Origin of the sequence: Chryseobacterium koreense CCUG 49689 (genome assembly GCF_001045435.1) — a bacterium.
Taxonomy (GTDB): Bacteria; Bacteroidota; Bacteroidia; order Flavobacteriales; family Weeksellaceae; genus Kaistella; species Kaistella koreensis.
Genome location: NZ_LFNG01000018.1, coordinates 1 through 16,312, shown reverse-complemented (window position 1 = coordinate 16,312; position 16,312 = coordinate 1). Strand labels below are relative to the sequence as shown.

17 protein-coding genes are annotated in these 16,312 nt (G+C 41.4%); 13 read left to right on the top strand and 4 right to left on the bottom strand.

What is annotated here, in order from left to right:
• Positions 1-2: 2 nt before the first annotated feature.
• From ACM44_RS12095 to hemL, 10 genes are all read left to right on the top strand, one after another.
• Positions 3-1,250, top strand: a complete 1,248-nt coding sequence (locus tag ACM44_RS12095) for a TolC family protein (protein WP_048500312.1) — start codon at positions 3-5, stop codon at positions 1,248-1,250.
• Positions 1,247-2,497 (top strand): efflux RND transporter periplasmic adaptor subunit, encoded by a 1,251-nt coding sequence (locus tag ACM44_RS12090; RefSeq protein ID WP_048500311.1) that lies wholly within the window; start codon positions 1,247-1,249, stop codon positions 2,495-2,497. The genes ACM44_RS12095 and ACM44_RS12090 overlap by 4 nt, the downstream gene beginning before the upstream one ends.
• A 12-nt stretch (positions 2,498-2,509) precedes the next feature.
• Positions 2,510-3,721 carry an efflux RND transporter periplasmic adaptor subunit gene (locus tag ACM44_RS12085; protein WP_048500310.1) on the top strand — a complete coding sequence of 404 codons (1,212 nt, stop codon included), beginning with the start codon at positions 2,510-2,512 and terminating at the stop codon, positions 3,719-3,721.
• Between the two features lie 10 nt (positions 3,722-3,731).
• Complete coding sequence (locus ACM44_RS12080) at positions 3,732-4,181, top strand: heme-binding domain-containing protein (RefSeq protein ID WP_206540197.1); 450 nt, start codon at positions 3,732-3,734, stop codon at positions 4,179-4,181.
• A gap of 187 nt (positions 4,182-4,368) precedes the next feature.
• On the top strand, positions 4,369-5,208 hold the full coding sequence (locus tag ACM44_RS12075; protein ID WP_048500309.1) for an ATP cone domain-containing protein: 840 nt from the start codon (positions 4,369-4,371) through the stop codon (positions 5,206-5,208).
• Between the two features lie 8 nt (positions 5,209-5,216).
• Positions 5,217-6,593 (top strand): MBL fold metallo-hydrolase RNA specificity domain-containing protein, encoded by a 1,377-nt coding sequence (locus ACM44_RS12070; RefSeq protein ID WP_048500308.1) that lies wholly within the window; start codon positions 5,217-5,219, stop codon positions 6,591-6,593.
• 33 nt (positions 6,594-6,626) lie between these two features.
• Positions 6,627-7,163 (top strand): AAA family ATPase, encoded by a 537-nt coding sequence (locus ACM44_RS12065; protein WP_083993726.1) that lies wholly within the window; start codon positions 6,627-6,629, stop codon positions 7,161-7,163.
• 325 nt (positions 7,164-7,488) lie between these two features.
• Positions 7,489-8,394 carry a 1-aminocyclopropane-1-carboxylate deaminase/D-cysteine desulfhydrase gene (locus tag ACM44_RS12060; protein WP_048500306.1) on the top strand — a complete coding sequence of 302 codons (906 nt, stop codon included), beginning with the start codon at positions 7,489-7,491 and terminating at the stop codon, positions 8,392-8,394.
• 159 nt (positions 8,395-8,553) lie between these two features.
• Entirely contained in the window at positions 8,554-9,603 is a 1,050-nt protein-coding gene (locus tag ACM44_RS12055; RefSeq protein ID WP_048500305.1) for a glucosaminidase domain-containing protein, read from the top strand.
• 131 nt (positions 9,604-9,734) lie between these two features.
• Complete coding sequence (gene hemL / locus ACM44_RS12050) at positions 9,735-11,018, top strand: glutamate-1-semialdehyde 2,1-aminomutase (protein ID WP_048500304.1); 1,284 nt, start codon at positions 9,735-9,737, stop codon at positions 11,016-11,018.
• A gap of 122 nt (positions 11,019-11,140) precedes the next feature.
• Here the strand turns inward: hemL and ACM44_RS12045 are convergent, their stop codons facing one another.
• On the bottom strand, positions 11,141-11,380 hold the full coding sequence (locus ACM44_RS12045; RefSeq protein ID WP_048500303.1) for a hypothetical protein: 240 nt from the start codon (positions 11,378-11,380) through the stop codon (positions 11,141-11,143).
• 69 nt (positions 11,381-11,449) lie between these two features.
• Positions 11,450-12,496, bottom strand: coding sequence for an NADPH dehydrogenase NamA (gene namA, locus ACM44_RS12040; protein WP_048500302.1), 1,047 nt, complete (start codon positions 12,494-12,496; stop codon positions 11,450-11,452).
• Positions 12,497-12,648: 152 nt separating this feature from the next.
• On the opposite strand from namA, the gene cdd reads away from it, so the two are divergent.
• Both cdd and ACM44_RS12030 read left to right on the top strand, forming a co-directional pair.
• Complete coding sequence (gene cdd / locus ACM44_RS12035) at positions 12,649-13,128, top strand: cytidine deaminase (RefSeq protein WP_048500301.1); 480 nt, start codon at positions 12,649-12,651, stop codon at positions 13,126-13,128.
• A 282-nt stretch (positions 13,129-13,410) separates the two neighbouring features.
• On the top strand, positions 13,411-14,298 hold the full coding sequence (locus ACM44_RS12030; protein ID WP_048500300.1) for a Ppx/GppA phosphatase family protein: 888 nt from the start codon (positions 13,411-13,413) through the stop codon (positions 14,296-14,298).
• A 25-nt stretch (positions 14,299-14,323) separates the two neighbouring features.
• On the opposite strand, the gene ACM44_RS12025 is transcribed toward ACM44_RS12030, so the two are convergent.
• Together ACM44_RS12025 and ACM44_RS12020 are read right to left on the bottom strand one after the other, a co-directional pair.
• Entirely contained in the window at positions 14,324-14,872 is a 549-nt protein-coding gene (locus ACM44_RS12025) for a hypothetical protein (RefSeq protein WP_183325440.1), read from the bottom strand.
• A gap of 81 nt (positions 14,873-14,953) precedes the next feature.
• Positions 14,954-15,466 carry a metallophosphoesterase family protein gene (locus ACM44_RS12020; protein WP_048500299.1) on the bottom strand — a complete coding sequence of 171 codons (513 nt, stop codon included), beginning with the start codon at positions 15,464-15,466 and terminating at the stop codon, positions 14,954-14,956.
• Between the two features lie 59 nt (positions 15,467-15,525).
• Here ACM44_RS12020 and ACM44_RS15370 point away from each other — a divergent pair, with 59 nt between their 5' ends.
• The gene (locus ACM44_RS15370) at positions 15,526-15,702 is read left to right on the top strand and encodes a hypothetical protein (RefSeq protein ID WP_160304032.1); all 177 of its coding nucleotides are present in this window, start codon (positions 15,526-15,528) and stop codon (positions 15,700-15,702) included.
• Positions 15,703-16,312: the final 610 nt, after the last annotated feature.

Sequence of the window (16,312 nt, the reverse complement as noted above, 5' to 3'; positions counted from 1 at the left end):
TTATGAAAAAAGTAATTATAGTAATTATTACAATATTCACCATCGGGAATGTCGCCGCACAAAAAATGAGTTTACCTGAAATACTGGATTCTATTTCTGCCCGAAATCCCGTGGTGAAGATGTATGATGCGGAAATAAAATCAATGGATGCTGCCGTAAAAGGTGCCCGAAGCTGGATGCCGCCTCAAGTGGAAGCCGGAATTTTCATGGCGCCATATAATGTCAATCTTTGGCAAAAAAACGGTGATATGAACGGAATGGGATCAGCGATGTTCTCTGTGCAGCAGATGTTTCCAAATCAAAAAAAACTCGATGCCAACGAAAATCTGATGAAGGCAATGTCGTCTGTAGAAAAGGAAAAGCTATACGCGTCACTCAATGAAAATTATCAGAATGCAAAAGCTCTGTATTTCGACTGGCTGATTATTGATAAAAAGCAGAAAATCGTAAAAGAAAATGAACAGATGCTCTCCTTTATGATCAAAAATGCTGAAATCCGATATAAAAACGGACTCGATAAAATGTCGGCGTACTACAAAGCAAAAGCCGCTTTGGGAACTTCTAAGGACATGCAACTGATGTACGATAACGACATCCGTGAAAAGAGAATCCGCCTGAATGCACTGATGGGTAGAAATGCGATGGAACCGCTTGAAATTGAACCGAATTACACCCTAAACGATTATAGTTTGGAGAATTTTGATGAGGCACTTTTCAAGGAAAAAAGAAGTGATTTGCGTGCTGTTGACCGCCAGATTGAAATCGCAAAACTTCAGCAGGATCTTGAAAGGCAGAATCTGAAACCAGAATTTGGAGTGAAATACGACAATATGTATGGTTTCGGTGGTCAGCCGTTTCAGTTTTCACTGATGCTGATGGCAAAACTGCCTTTTGTGTCCTGGTCTTCGAAGATGAACAAAGCGAATATCGAAAGTTTAGAATTTAAAAAGGAAGCGTTGGTATCGCAAAAGAAAATGATGGTGAATGAATACAGTGGAATGGCATACGGAATGCGCAATGAACTCGAACTCAGTAAAAATCGGCTGAAACTGTATGAAGACACCATAATTCCGGCGTTGAAAAACAATTACAAAGCGATGCAGCTGGGATATGAACAGAATACCGAAGAACTTTTCATGCTTTACGACGCGTGGGAAAAACTGAATATGACTCAGCTAGAATATTTGGAAATCCTGACCAAAGCACTGAAAACCCAAACTGAAATTGACCGTTTAATTGAAAGAAGATGAGAAATTTATTTTTAGTACTGATGTTGGCTGTAGCGTCGGTTTCATGTAAAAACGAAACCTCAAAACATCCCGATCATCAGTTGGAAAATGGCAAAACAGTTTATACTTGCCCGATGCACCCGGAAATCATTTCGGATCAGCCGGGAACTTGCCCGATCTGCAAAATGGATTTGGTGAAAAAAGAAGATCCGGCCACGAAAAAAGCTGAAATTAAACTGGAAACGCTCCTTCAGCCAACAGATCAGTTTGTGGTTTCTTCCATCCCATTAGTGAAAATAGCTCGTGAAAGTAGGCCAACGGAAGTGGAAGCTGTGGGCGTGATTGAATACGATATGCGCAATGTGGGCAGTATTTCTTCCCGAGTGGAAGGAAGAATTGAAAAACTCTATGTGCGTTACAAATATCAGAAGGTTTCCAAAGGAGAGCGTATTCTGGATATCTACAGTCCGGAACTTCTTACCGCTCAGGAAAATCTGCTGTTTGTGCTGAAAAATGATCCTTCCAATAAAATGATGATCGATGCTTCCCGACAGAAACTCCTTCTTTTAGGGATGCCGGCACAGCAGATTCAGAACGTGATCCGTAGAGGAAAACCCGATCTCACCGTACCGGTTTTTAGTAATTATTCCGGGCATATTCAGCAATCCGGAGCAGGTGGTGGAATGAATCCAGGTTCCGTGCAGAATCAGCCGATGCAAACCATTTCAGCGACTACCGCAGAACTTCCTATTAAAGAAGGAATGTATGTGAAGAAAGGTGAAAATATCTTCTCGGTGTACAATGCGGGAAAGGTTTGGGCACGGCTCAATATTTTCGCTGAGGATGTTTCGCTGGTTTCCAAAGGCAAACCGGTTCATGTTATTCCTGAAGCGGCTCCCGATAAGTCTTTTCGGGGAACCATCGGCTTTATAGAACCTTTCTTCAGACCTGATAGCAAAACGCTTTCGGCAAGGGTTTATTTCGATAATTCCGGCGCACAGATTCCAATAGGGAGTCAGGTGAAAGCTGTGATTTCAGGAGATACCAAACTTTCCGACTGGCTGCCAAGATCTTCAGTAGTTTCTTTAGGAAAAGAAAAAGTGGTGTTTCTCAGGAAAGAAAGCGGTTTCGTTGCGCATAAAGTCATTACCGGAATTGAATCCAATGGGAAAATCGAAATTAGTGAAGGACTCTCAGCTGACGATGAGGTTGCCGAAAACGGACAGTTCCTGGTGGACAGTGAAAGTTTTATTAAAACAAATAATTAAAATCAGATGACAATGAAATATATAATAACCGTCCTCGCTGCATTGGTTTTGCTGCTTTCTTGTTCTAAAAAAGAAGAAACAGCACACGATCATGGCGACGATATGTACTACACCTGTTCCATGCATCCACAAATTGTTTCCGATAAACCGGGAACTTGCCCGATTTGTCACATGGATTTGGTGAAGGTGAAAAAGAATAAAAATACAGATCCAAATGCAGTACACCTCAATGATACTCAAATTCAACTTGGAAATATTAAAACTGAAAAGATTACAGAAGGTTCCGTGGGAGATCATCTTACGCTCACTGGAACTTTGAATTTTAATCAGTATAATATGCAGTCGGTAAGTTCCAGAGTAATGGGGCGAATTGAAAAGCTTCATTACAAAAACATTGGTGATTACGTTCCTAAAGGTGCACCTTTAGCCGAAATTTACAGTGAAGAGCTCAATAATGCCAAACAGGAATATCTGCTTGCTTTAGAACGAAGGAAAGTCCTGTCCGAAAGTACTTCCATAGATTTTGAACAAGTAGTTCGAAGTGCTAAAAATAAACTCTTGCTTTGGGGAATGTCGGAAGCTCAGATTTCAGCACTTTCGAGAGCTAAATCGGCGCCCACGACTACCACAATTTTCAGCAGTGCTGCGGGCTATATCACCCAGCTGGATATCGTGGAAGGCGATTACGTAAGCGAAGGCGGAACGATTGTCACTTTAGCAAATCTCTCGAATTTGTGGGCAGAAGCGCAGGTGTATTCGTCGCAGATGCCATTAATCAATCGTCAAAGCAAGGCCATTGTTCAGATTCCCGATTTGGACAACAGAACAATGACCGGCAAAATTGATTTTACCAATCCGGAACTGGTGACCGATTCCCGAGTGAATTTAATCCGAATTTCAATCTCAAATCCTGATGGCACCTTAAAACCGGGAATGCCGGTCTATGTAACGATTGAACATCCCAAAAGAAATAGTTTGACCTTGCCAATCAATGCGGTGATCAGAGACGGAAAAATGGCTACAGTGTGGGTGAAAACAGATCAAAACACCTATAAAAGCAAAATGGTAACGACCGGTTTGGAATTCGACGATCAGATTGAAATCCTTTCCGGATTGAATGCTGGTGAAGAAGTGGTTACTTCCGGTGCGTATCTCCTCAACAGCGAATATATTTTTAAAACCGGTGCTGACCCAATGGCGGGCCACGACCATGGAAGTATGTAAATTTTTGATCATGAATTTTAGAATAGGAATCGTCATTGGGATAATTTTTGTTGGGATGATTCTGCAGTTTATCACATCCCCGAAAAATGTTTCGACAGTTCCTTATACGCAGAATTTTGTTCATGGTTTTAATCCACCGAAAGATGTTGAAATTCTTCTGCAGAAATCCTGTTTCGACTGTCACAGCAATAATACAGCATATCCTTGGTATGCAGAGATTCAACCCATTGGTATGCTCCTCGCCAATCATATTTCCGAAGGAAAGGAAAAATTGAATTTTGATGAGCTAAAAAATTTGGGTAAAAGACAGCAACGGTCCAGATTCACGGGAATTATTGAACAGATTGAACAGAATAAAATGCCGCTAAAATCTTATCTGTTCATGCATAAAGATGCGGCACTTTCAGAAAAGAACAAAAAAGTGCTGACCAGTTATTTTGAAATACTGAAATCTCAATAATTGATTAATTGAAAATAAGATGAATATTAATAATCTTCAGATATAAATTACCATCGCATTACCAGGGATTTTAATCACCATTAAAATGGATTGCAATTAAACGGTTCCTAAAGATATTCATTGCAGAATTTTGAGTAAATTTAAACTTGCTATTAAACTTTAGCAAAAATGCCCAAACCTTAATGCAATGAAAACGTTTAAAATAAAGAAAAACTCTGGGAAATTCGAGAATTTTGATGTCAACAAACTGATCCGTTCATTGCGCCGCTCCAAAGCCGACGAAGATTTGGTTCAGGAGGTTGCCAGTAATATTTTAGGCCGGATTGAAGAAGGGATGACTACTAAAAAGATCTACCAAATGGCATTCAACATGCTTAAAAACAGTTCCCGAACCACTGCATCAAGGTACAAACTGAAGAAATCGCTCATGGAACTGGGCCCCACCGGATTTCCATTTGAAAAATTAGTGGGCAAACTCATGGAATTAGATGGGTTTAAAACTCAAATTGGCGTTTTCGTGGAGGGAAACTGTGTTTCTCACGAAGTAGATGTGATTGCCGAAAGAACCGACAGTCATTACATGATCGAATGCAAATACCACAGCGATCCCGGGCGGGTTTGTGATGTGAAAATCCCGCTGTACGTTCAATCCAGATTTCTGGACATCAAACAGCATTGGAAGACGCAGGTGGAGCACGCCCACAAAATGCATCTCGGTGCTCTTTTTACCAATACCCGGTTCAGTACTGATGCCATAAAATATGGCTCCTGTGTCGGACTGATGCTGGTGAGCTGGGATTATCCGGAAAATGGTGCCCTGAAAGACAGGATCGAGGATGCCGGGATGTATCCGCTAACTGCGCTTTCAATACTTACTAAAAATGAGAAAAGCCAGCTGCTCGAAAGCGGAATTGTTATTTGTGAAGAACTGGCGAATCAGCCGGAACTCCTGGATCATATCGGAATTAATAAATCAAGACAGAAAAAAATCCTGGAAGATTCCCGGGAGTTGTGTGGACAAAAATAAATTAAGCTATGAACACCAACCAAAATTTACAGATTCATTTCTTAGGTGCAGCAGGAACGGTCACCGGTTCAAAATATCTTCTGGATACCGGAGATAAAAAAATCCTGGTCGATTGCGGACTTTTCCAAGGTTTAAAGGAACTTCGCGAGAAAAACTGGGAATATCCACCTGTGGATGTTTCACAAATCGATGTGGTGCTGCTCACCCACGGCCACATGGATCACACAGGCTATCTGCCAAGACTTGTAAAACATGGTTTTAAGGGACCCATTTATGGAACTTATCCAACTTTGGATATTGCGAAAATTATCCTGAACGACAGCGCCAAAATTCAGGAGCAGGAAGCCGAACGTGCGAATAAAGAAGGGTATTCCAAACACAACCCCGCCAAACCGTTGTATGATCTGGAAGATGTGGAAAAAACACTGCCTCTTTTCAAAGGAATAGCTCCTTCACAATGGATGGTGCTTTTTGAAGGCATTAAAGCAAGATTTCAGTATGTTGGACATATTTTAGGTGCCACTTACATTGAGTTGGATGTACACGGAAAACGTTTGGTATTTTCTGGAGACATCGGCCGTGCCGAAGATTTACTTTTGTTTCCGCCAAAAAAACCCAAAAGAGCAGATGTGCTTTTTATAGAATCTACGTATGGGGGTAAATTTCATCCTAATGAAGAAGAAGCTGTTCCCGAAATCGAAAAACTGGTGAATGAAACCTTAAATTCCGGTGGAAGTCTTTTTATCCCAAGTTTCGCCGTAGAACGTGCCCAACTGATGATGCTGATATTCTGGAGGCTGCTGAAAGAAGGAAAAATACCACAGGTCCCAATGATTATGGACAGTCCGATGGGCGCCGGTGTGCTAGAACTTTTTCATAAAACCAGGGACTGGCACAGACTCAGTGAGGAGGAATGTGATGAGATGTGCGCTCACTTTACCATTGTAAGCAGTTATCAGGAAACAATTACTCTAAGATCCGATAACGAACCTAAAATCGTCATAGCCGGAAGCGGTATGCTCACCGGTGGCAGAATGCTGAACTATCTGGAAACACAGTCGGAGAATCCGGACAATACCCTGCTTTTTGTTGGTTTTCAGGCAGAGGGAACCCGCGGCAGAAAACTGCTCGACGGCGATAAAGAAATCAAAATCTTTGGAAAATGGCAGCCTTTTCAAATGCGCCTCGTGAATATTGAAGGACTTTCGGCACATGCCGATCATAAAGAATTACTCAACTGGATGAGTAAAATAAAACATCAGCCCGAAGAAATTTATGTCGTTCATGGCGAAAAAGAAAGCGCGGAAGCACTTCAAACAGGAATAAAAGAAACCTATGGTTGGGAAGCTAAAATACCGCAACTTTATGATATAGCAGAACTATAATTTCAAGGTAAAAAGATCATAAAAAATAGCACAGTGCTGAATTCAAAAAAGACTAACTGGTATGTGATCACCGGCGGACCCAGTACAGGGAAAACCACCACTATTGACCTGCTGCAGAAACTTGGCTACCATACAACTATCGAATACGCCAGACATTATATTGATACCATGCGTAATGTGGGGGATTCTGTAGAAGAAATCAGGAGCAACAAAAAGAAATTTCAATTGGCAGTGTTAGAAATGCAAATCGCTCAGGAAGCCTCGCTCAATAAAGACGATTTGGTTTTTCTAGACCGGGCCATTCCCGATGCCATGGCATATTATCAATTTTTGAAGCTGGATTATGATGAAGAGTTACGGAAAGCAGTGAACGAAGTTTCCTATAAAAAAATCTTTATTTTAGAAAGATTGCCTTTTACGAAAGACTATGCGCGAACCGAAAATGAAGATGACCAAAAAGTAATTCATCAATTAATCATAGAAACCTATACCAATCTCGGTTTTCCAATTGTTTTTGTTCCGGTTTTGCCTCCGGAGGAACGGGTGCAATTTATTTTGAATAATTTATAAACGAAGAAGAGTCACCCAGAACATTAGAAGTTAAGAAATGATCTTACCTGAAATAACTGTTATTACCTGACAGATTTAACATAAAAAATTAGATCATGAAAAAATTCACTTTAGGCAGCAATAGGAATTACTTACGATGTTGAATCTTCGATTTGCCAATTTAAGCATCGCAATGCCACAAAAAGGGTTAAAACATCGGCTTCAATCTGGAGATCAGATTCCGTGTCGTTCAAAATTTGGGTTGAACAAGAAATTTCGTTCTCCTCCAAGGAAAAAATTATTTTAATTCTCCGTAATTTGCATCAGCAATGAGAAAATCCGGAAAATGAAACTCCCCGAAATTGAGATTCCTATCACTGAAATCCCATTAAACAAAAACATCCGTCTTTTCATTAAAAGAGAAGACCTTATTCATCCTGAAATTTCGGGAAATAAATACTGGAAACTGTTTTACAATATCAATCATTATTTGGATCTTCAAACCTCCAATCCGCTCTTGATCACTTTCGGAGGGGCTTTCTCTAATCATATTTCAGCGGTTGCCGCACTGGGGAAATCTTTAGGGATAAAAACATTGGGAATCATCCGCGGCGAAGAAATCTCCAATAAATGGCAGCAAAATCCAACTTTAAGTCATGCCCAAAAAAATGGGATGGATTTCAGATTTGTCACCAGAACGGAATATCGGGACAAGCCATCTTTGACCAAAACCTTTGAGATTGCATTCCCAAACGCGTTGATCATTCCGGAAGGTGGATCGAACTTTCTCGCTGTGGAAGGGGTAAAACACATGCTCGACGAGCGAACAAAAAGTTTTGATTATCTTTGCACCGCCGTTGGAACCGGAGGAACGGTTGCTGGAATTTCGAAGTTTTCTGAAAAAAACCAGAAAATTTTAGGATTCAAAGTGGTTGATGATTCCTCACTCGGCAAAAGGATTTCGGAGCTTTCCGGAAAAGATCAGATCCCATTGTTGGATGCACATTTCGGAGGTTATGGTAAAATAACTGACGAAAATATTCGTTTTATCAATTGGTTTTCAAATGAATTCGGAATTCCATTGGATCCCATCTATACGGGAAAAATGATGCAGAGGATTTTTGAACTGATGGACGAAGGTTTTTTTTCGCAAGGCAGCAAAATTTTAGCATTTCACACGGGTGGTTTGCAGGGAATTGAAGGAGCCAACGAAATGTTACGAAAACAAGGTAGAACTTTGATTATTGAATGAAATTCGGGACTTTATTACATAACACGAATTTTTGCAAAATGGGTTTTACCCATCAGATTTTTGCGCAAAGTAAGGAGTCTTGATTTTTTGTTTCCTTTATAAATAAGACAAAAAGAAACTTTAATAAAAAATGTGATTTTACCTAAATCTAATCACTTTATGAAAAAAATAATATTTGCTTTAGCAATTCTTATTCTATCAAAATTCCAGGCTCAGACTTGGAAAACTGAAGACCAATACATTCAGAAATTTGCGCCGTTTGCGGTGGAGGAGATGGAAAAATATAAAATTCCTGCCTCAATTACTTTGGCGCAGGGACTCCTGGAAACCGGCGGTGGACAAAGCCGACTCGCCATTCAGGGCAACAACCATTTCGGAATCAAGTGCAAGGAAGACTGGACCGGAAAAACCATGACGCACACTGATGACGCGCCAAATGAATGTTTCCGCGTTTACGAAGATCCGCGGGATTCCTATGAAGACCATTCAAAATTCCTGGCTTTCCGGAAATATTATCAGAATCTCTTCAAACTCGACATGAAAGATTACCGGAGTTGGGCGCATGGACTGAAAAAAGCAGGATATGCCACTAATCCGCGATATGCCTACATTTTGATAGACAAAATCGAAAAGTATAAACTTTATGAATTCGACAATACCAATTCAAAGGAGGTTTTTTATGCCGTCCTAAAATTGTACCCCGCTTTGCAAAACGACAGAATTTTCATGGCGCAGCTTGACCAGACCAACGCTGTGAAGAAGCCGGAGGTCAAAGTGAATTCAACTCCGAAAACCATTTTTGCACAACCGAAGAAAAATGAAGAAGGCTCATTAAGCAAAACCGAAATACTCAATTCCATTCTGATTAAAAGTCACCCCAATGAAAACCGAAGATTCATCATCATTCCGGAAGATTTGGATTTGGAATCGGTTGCGAAAAAATTTGGAATTCGCGAAAGCAAGCTCATGAAATGGAATGAGCTCGACGGTAGCCAACTCAGAAAAAACGATATCCTTTTTTTGGAATCGAAATCTTCCACTGGAAATGTGGCAACTTACCAATCACAATCTGGTGAATCTATGCATGATATCTCCCAAAAATTCGGAATCAAACTCAAGAAATTATATTCCAAAAACCGAATGGATTACGGGCAGCAGCCGAAACCGGGACAATTAATTTATCTGCAGGCGAAAAAACCGAGAGGATGATTGGCGGAGGAATTTGCTTCGCTGCCAATTTCCTCGAGCAAATTTTAAATCTAAAATCCACCTGTCGGCAGACAGGCTTCAAACCTCAAATCTACCTGTCGGCAGACAGGCTTTAAACCCCAAACTAAATAATGTTATATCAAAGAAGTTCAGCTTTGTTCGACGAAGCCCAAAAATATATTCCCGGCGGCGTGAATTCTCCGGTTCGTGCCTTTAAATCTGTAGGTGGAGTGCCGGTTTTCATGAAATCCGCGAAAGGTGCATATATGACCGATGCGGATGACAAGGTCTATATCGACTATATCAATTCCTGGGGTCCGGCAATTCTTGGCCACACGCATCCCGAAGTTTTGGCAGCCATACAGAAGCAGGCCGAAAAGGGATTTTCATTTGGAACGCCCACCGAACTCGAAACTGAAATCGCAAAGTTAATTGTGGAAAATGTACCGAATATCGACCAAATCAGAATGGTTTCTTCGGGGACAGAAGCATGCATGAGTGCAATCCGTTTGGCGAGAGGCTACACCGGAAGGGACAAGATCATCAAGTTTGAAGGTTGCTATCACGGCCATTCCGATTCGTTTTTAATAAAGGCGGGAAGTGGTGCCGCAACTTTCGGAAACCCAAATTCACCCGGAGTTACCGCTGGAACAGCAAAAGATACTTTACTGGCGAGATACAACGATTTCGAGCAGGTGGAAGATTTGTTCAGACTCAATCAAGGGGAAATTGCAGCAGTCATAATCGAGCCGGTTGCCGGAAATATGGGCTGTGTTTTGCCTGAAAACAATTTCCTGCAGAAACTGAGAACGATCTGCGACGAAAACAAAACGCTTCTGATATTTGATGAGGTGATGACAGGATTTCGTTTGGCTTTCGGTGGTGCACAGGAAATTTTCAATGTGAAAGCCGATTTGGTGACCTACGGAAAAGTCATCGGCGGTGGAATGCCGGTAGGCGCATTTGCCGGAAGAAACGAGATTATGGATGCGCTCGCACCGAAGGGAGCAGTTTACCAAGCCGGAACTTTGAGCGGAAATCCTTTGGCGATGAGAGCGGGTTTAACGACGCTGGAACTCATTAAGAACGATCCCGATTTTTATCCAAGAATCAATAAAGCTGCAGAAACCTTAGATTTCGAAATCGGGAAAATCCTGAATTCTAAAAATATTCCACACCGAATCAATCGAAAAGGTTCCATGATGAGCGTTTTCTTCCATGTAAATTCGGTTTCCAATTTTGATGAGGCCGCGATGGCGAATCATTCTTTGTTCAACAATTTCTTCCACCAACTTTTGGCAAATGGAATTTATCTTCCGCCAAGCGGTTATGAAACCTGGTTCATCTCAAATGCGATCCAGGAAAAGGAAATCGACAAAACCTTGGAGGTGATCCGAAAATTTGAGTATTCTTAAAAACATGCTTCCGCTTCAATTATATGGAGCGGATTTTTCTTGCCACGAAATCGGAGATTTCGCGGATGAACAATGTGAAGGCAGAATACTATTCTTGCATTCGTGGCGATTTTTTGTCAATTTCAATCTGCGTGATCTGCGTGATCTGCGGGAATATTTTTTCTTGCCATGAAATCGGAGATTCGCCGGAGTGAATGCACGAATGATTTTTTGTGAATGTCAATCTGCGTGATCTGCGTGATCTGCGGGAATATTTTTTCTACCACAAAATCGGATATTTTACGGAGTGAATGGACGAATGATTTTTTCTCGATGTCAATCTGCGTGATCTGCGTGATCTGCGGGAATATTTTTTTTGCCATGAAATCGTAGATTTCGCGGATTTCGCAGATGAATAATTTGAAAGTGGTTTAATATTCGCAGCTTTAAAGCTACAATCTTGCCCTTTCGTACTGGTGCGGAAAGAAGCACTCCTCTTTTCCTTCAAATGAATTCTGTATCGCCAAATAAGGATTTCTCAAAATTTCACGGGCCACGAGAATCAAATCTGCATCCCCATGCTGAAGAATTTCCTCCGCCTGTTTTGCGGTCTTGATCAATCCTACGGCACCCGTCGGAATTCCCGTCTGCTTTTTGATTTCGGAGGCGAATGGAACTTGGTAACCATCAAACAGGGTGATTTTCGCACCATGGATATTGCCGCCGCTGGAAACATCGATTAAATCTACGTTTTTGGTTTTTAGGATCTTTGCCAATTCAATGCTTTGCGCTATATCCCAACCGTTTTCGGTATAATCAGTTCCCGAAATCCTCACGAAAAGCGGATGATTTTCATCCAAAACCTCGTTCACGGCATCAACAATTTCCAACAAAAATCGAATTCTGTTTTCAAAACTTCCGCCGTATTCATCCTTTCTGATATTCGACAACGGCGATAGAAACTGGTGGATCAGATATCCATGTGCGGCGTGGATTTCAACCAAGTCGAATCCTGCGTCCACCGAGCGTTTTGCGGCATTTTTAAAACTTTGAACCAAATTCATGATTTCTTCAACAGTCAAAACATGGGGAACTCTTTCCCCTTCCAGATAGGGAATTGGCGATGGAGCCACGGTTTCCCAACCTTCTTCCAAGGAAATCTGCTTTCCGTTCCAGGTGGAACCCTTTCTCCCGGCATGACCCAGCTGGATTCCGATTTTGGTTTCGGAGTTTTCATGCACGAATTTTACAATTTTGCTGAAAGCTGCTGCCTGTTCGTCATTCCAGATTCCGGTGCATTTGTTGGTAATCCTTCCTTCGGGAACCACGCCGGTCGCTTCCACGATAATCAGTCCGGTTCCGCCTTGGGCGCGGCTTCCGTAATGCACGAAATGAAAGTCGTTCGGAACACCGTTCTCGCAGGAATACATGCACATCGGCGACATGACCCAGCGGTTTTTCAGTTCAAGGTTGCGGAATTTTATTTTTGAGTAGAGCATATTATTTTATTTGATGCGTTTGCTTAGAGTTGAGAAGTACAAAATTACATCAAAAATATAGACTGTTAATCTTGAATCCACTGAACCAACATTTCACCAACTTTCAACAACCAAAACCATTTTTCCTTATCTTTGCTTCCCGATTTTTAAATATGGAAAAAGAATTTAAAATCACTTTTGAAGCCATCAGCAATTATGACGCGCTTGATGAGACCGAGAAAAAACTGTTCGATGCGGCACAAAAAGTTCGTCAAACTGCCTATGCGGCGTATTCCCATTTCCATGTCGGTTGCGCAATTCTTTTGGAAAATGGTGAAATCATCACGGGAAGCAACCAGGAAAACGCAGCATATCCATCGGGTTTATGTGCAGAGCGAACTACCATTTTTTGGACTTCCGCCAATTTTCCGGAGGTGAAGATCAAGAAACTTTTTGTGATCGGTGCCCCGAAAGATGCGGTTTCTTCTACACCAATTCCTCCTTGTGGAGCGTGCCGGCAATCCATTCTGGAATACGAATCGAAGCAGAAAGAGGAAATCGAAATCTACTTTGCTTCTTTGGATGGCGAAATCTATAAAACGAAATCCATTCGGGATCTGCTTCCTTTTTCTTTTGATTCTTCTTATCTTTAAAGGAAAGAATTTTTTTGTTATTTAAATGATGTAGTTTTTGATGCTGCATATTTTTACCCTTTAAGACAAATAGGGAGTTAAGGGAAATCATGCTTCCTATTGTTAGGATTTTTTGTGAATTGATTAAGGGATTTCGCATCAAAATGTTTAATTTTATTGCTTAATTTTCACTGGTGAAACTTAACCATGAGCTTCGTGAATGTCCTTAATAACTTCATGTCCTTAATTTTGAAATAATATTTCAAAATGTTTCTCCAACATCAATTTTAAACTGAAATTTCAATGAAAATAGCTGCCATCGATATCGGAAGTAATGCCGCGCGACTTTTGATCAACGAAGTCCTGGAACCCAAAAAAGGAAAACCAGAATTCACGAAACTCAACCTGCTCAGGATTCCGCTGCGATTGGGGATGGATGTTTTTACGAAAGGCGAAATCGGTGCGCAAAGAGAAAAAATGGTGGTGGATTCCATGAAAGTTTTCTCGGATTTAATGAAGATCTATGGGGTGGAACATTTTCGCGCATGTGCTACTTCTGCGATGCGTGATGCGAGAAACGGAAAACAAATCATAGAGCAGGTAAAGAAAAGTTCCGGAATCGCTATTGAAATTATTTCTGGTGACGAGGAAGCATCGCTTGTTTTCGAAAACCACATTGCAGAAGGACTTGACAAAGATTTTGCGTATTTGTATGTAGATGTGGGAGGGGGTTCCACCGAACTCACTTTCTACGAAAACGGCAAGTTGAAATATAAAAACTCATTTAATATCGGAACGATCCGGTTGCTGAATAATCTGGTTTCCGAAGACCTTTGGAAGGAAATGCGTGAGGAAATCCGAAAAAATATCAACAGCAAGAAAACGGTGGTGGCAATCGGTTCCGGCGGAAATATCAACAAAGTCTTCTCCATGAGCAAAACAAAAGACGGAAAACCCCTGTTTCTTTCGGGATTGAAAAATACTTATAAGGAATTGAGCGGTTTATCGGTGGAGCAGCGAATGACCAAACACAACCTCCGTGAAGACCGTGCCGATGTTTTGGTGCCCGCTCTGGAAATCTTCACCAAAGTGATGACTTGGAGCGACATCAACAAAATCTTCGTTCCGAAAATATCGGTTGCCGATGGTCTGATTCATCAGATTTATGATGATTTGAAGAAAAAAAAATAGTCGGGGGAAGGTTTCTCAGGGCCCATCAATCTCCGCCTTCGTCTTCGAAATTGTCATCACTGGAATCATATCCTTCGAAATCCCCGGGATCAAAACCGAAATCGAGCCCGTCATCATCTTCGTCCAGGAAGTCGAGTTCCGCATCGCTTTGCACATAATCCTGCGGAATCCCCGGCGGATTGAAAAGACCCCATTCATCCACGATGAATTTTTTCGGGTCAAAAGAAGCCACCCATTCCCGAAAAAGCAAACGGAATTCTTCCAACTGTTTGCGGACAATCAAATAATAATCCGCCTCATCGAAACCGAAAGCCGTCAAACTGTGATAACTCACCAGCAATTCCCGGGCGCATTTTCTGATGATCGCTGCGTTTTCCATTTTCAGGTCCCAAAGATTTACACTATAGGCTCCGGCGATTTTCGCCTGCATGACCAATGTGTTTTCAAGCATGTGCATCTTGGTTTCTTGGAGGTAATTGTTTTCCTCCGGAATGAGGTCGCAGATGGTTCTCACGGTTTGGCGAATTTCTTCTGCTTTCCTGTATAGCGGCATTTCTTCGAGTTTCTTTCTCATGGCGGATTTTTTTCAAATTTAAGGAAAATTGATGCGCTTTTGTCATGGCTGTTAAATTATTTAGCCCGGAATAGGTCGACATTAATTATTCGACTTAACCACTCCTCTTGCTCCCAATTCAATGATTTCCAGATGCTCGATTTTATCGCCATTGATTTCAAACCGCATCATCGTCCGTACTTTATGCCATCCCTGGCTTCCTGCCGCACCGGGATTGAGATGGAGCAGGTTGTTTTTTGGGTCAAACATGGCCTTTAAGATATGTGAGTGCCCTGAAATAAAGAGTTTCGGAGGATTTTCTGCAATCTCCTTTTTGGCTAAAGGCGAATATTTCCCCGGATAACCACCGATGTGAATCATCAAAACTTCCACCTTTTCACAGGTAAACCTAGAAACTTCCGGAAAGATCTTTCGTATTTTTTCGTTGTCAATATTTCCATACACCCCGCGAACGGGTTTGATTTTTTCCAATTCTTCGATCACTTCAATACTTCCGAAATCTCCGCAATGCCATATTTCGTCGGCATTCTTGGCGTATTCCAGAATTCTTTCGTCCATATAGGAATGGGTATCGGAGAGGAGCAGGATTTTCATGACACGAAAATAATGGAATTTTCTTATTCGTACATTGATTGCGTCGAATCTTCGATTTCGTGGCAAAAAAAATATTCCCGCAGATGACGCAGATGACGCAGATTGACATTGACAAAAAATCATTCGTCCATTCACTCCGTCGAATCTCCGATTTCGTGGCAAAAAAAATATTCCCGCGGATGACGCAGATCACGCGGATTGACATCGACAAAAAATCGCCACGAATTCACGAATAGTATTCTGCCTTCACATTATTCATCTGCGCGATCTGTGAAATCTGCGGGAATTCTTTCAATTTTTTCCCCGAAGTTGTCCTTGCAGATTCCGCTAATTTTGCAGAAAAATTGCGGTAGAAGTTTATCTGCCACGAATTCACGAATAGTATTCTGCCTCCACATTATTCATCTGAGAAATCCGCGAAATCTATGATTTCATGGCGATTCTATTCTTGCTGATTGTAACCAGCAATCTGCGCAATCTGTGAAATCTGCGGGAATTCTTTCAATTTTTGTCCTGAAGCTGTTCTTGCAGATTCCGCTAATTTTGCAGAAAAATTGAGATAGGAGTTTATCTGCCACGAATTCACTAATGAAATAAAGACGTATTATCAAGTCGAAAATTCGTGGATTGACTTCGTCGAATCTTCGATTTCGTGGCAAAAAAATATTCCCGCAGATGACGCAGATTGACATTGACAAAAAATCATTCGTCCATTCACTCCGTCGAATCTCCGATTTCAGGGCAAGAAAAAATATTCCCGCAGATGACGCCGATCACGCAGATTGACATCGACAAAAAATCGCCATGAATGCACGACTAGTATTCTGCCTCCACATTATTCATCTG

What these genes read in the sequence shown, in the direction of transcription:
- ACM44_RS12025 (WP_183325440.1), bottom strand. Translation starts at nt 14,872, where the DNA reads ATGAGAAAGAAACTCGAAGAAATGCCGCTATACAGGAAAGCAGAAGAA.
- ACM44_RS12070 (WP_048500308.1), top strand. Translation starts at nt 5,217, where the DNA reads ATGAACACCAACCAAAATTTACAGATTCATTTCTTAGGTGCAGCAGGA.
- ACM44_RS12060 (WP_048500306.1), top strand. Translation starts at nt 7,489, where the DNA reads ATGAAACTCCCCGAAATTGAGATTCCTATCACTGAAATCCCATTAAAC.
- ACM44_RS12090 (WP_048500311.1), top strand. Translation starts at nt 1,247, where the DNA reads ATGAGAAATTTATTTTTAGTACTGATGTTGGCTGTAGCGTCGGTTTCA.
- ACM44_RS12055 (WP_048500305.1), top strand. Translation starts at nt 8,554, where the DNA reads ATGAAAAAAATAATATTTGCTTTAGCAATTCTTATTCTATCAAAATTC.
- ACM44_RS12020 (WP_048500299.1), bottom strand. Translation starts at nt 15,466, where the DNA reads ATGAAAATCCTGCTCCTCTCCGATACCCATTCCTATATGGACGAAAGA.
- ACM44_RS12075 (WP_048500309.1), top strand. Translation starts at nt 4,369, where the DNA reads ATGAAAACGTTTAAAATAAAGAAAAACTCTGGGAAATTCGAGAATTTT.
- ACM44_RS12095 (WP_048500312.1), top strand. Translation starts at nt 3, where the DNA reads ATGAAAAAAGTAATTATAGTAATTATTACAATATTCACCATCGGGAAT.
- ACM44_RS12045 (WP_048500303.1), bottom strand. Translation starts at nt 11,380, where the DNA reads ATGGCAAAAAAAATATTCCCGCAGATCACGCAGATCACGCAGATTGAC.
- ACM44_RS12080 (WP_206540197.1), top strand. Translation starts at nt 3,732, where the DNA reads ATGAATTTTAGAATAGGAATCGTCATTGGGATAATTTTTGTTGGGATG.
- ACM44_RS12085 (WP_048500310.1), top strand. Translation starts at nt 2,510, where the DNA reads ATGAAATATATAATAACCGTCCTCGCTGCATTGGTTTTGCTGCTTTCT.
- namA (WP_048500302.1), bottom strand. Translation starts at nt 12,496, where the DNA reads ATGCTCTACTCAAAAATAAAATTCCGCAACCTTGAACTGAAAAACCGC.
- hemL (WP_048500304.1), top strand. Translation starts at nt 9,735, where the DNA reads ATGTTATATCAAAGAAGTTCAGCTTTGTTCGACGAAGCCCAAAAATAT.
- cdd (WP_048500301.1), top strand. Translation starts at nt 12,649, where the DNA reads ATGGAAAAAGAATTTAAAATCACTTTTGAAGCCATCAGCAATTATGAC.
- ACM44_RS12030 (WP_048500300.1), top strand. Translation starts at nt 13,411, where the DNA reads ATGAAAATAGCTGCCATCGATATCGGAAGTAATGCCGCGCGACTTTTG.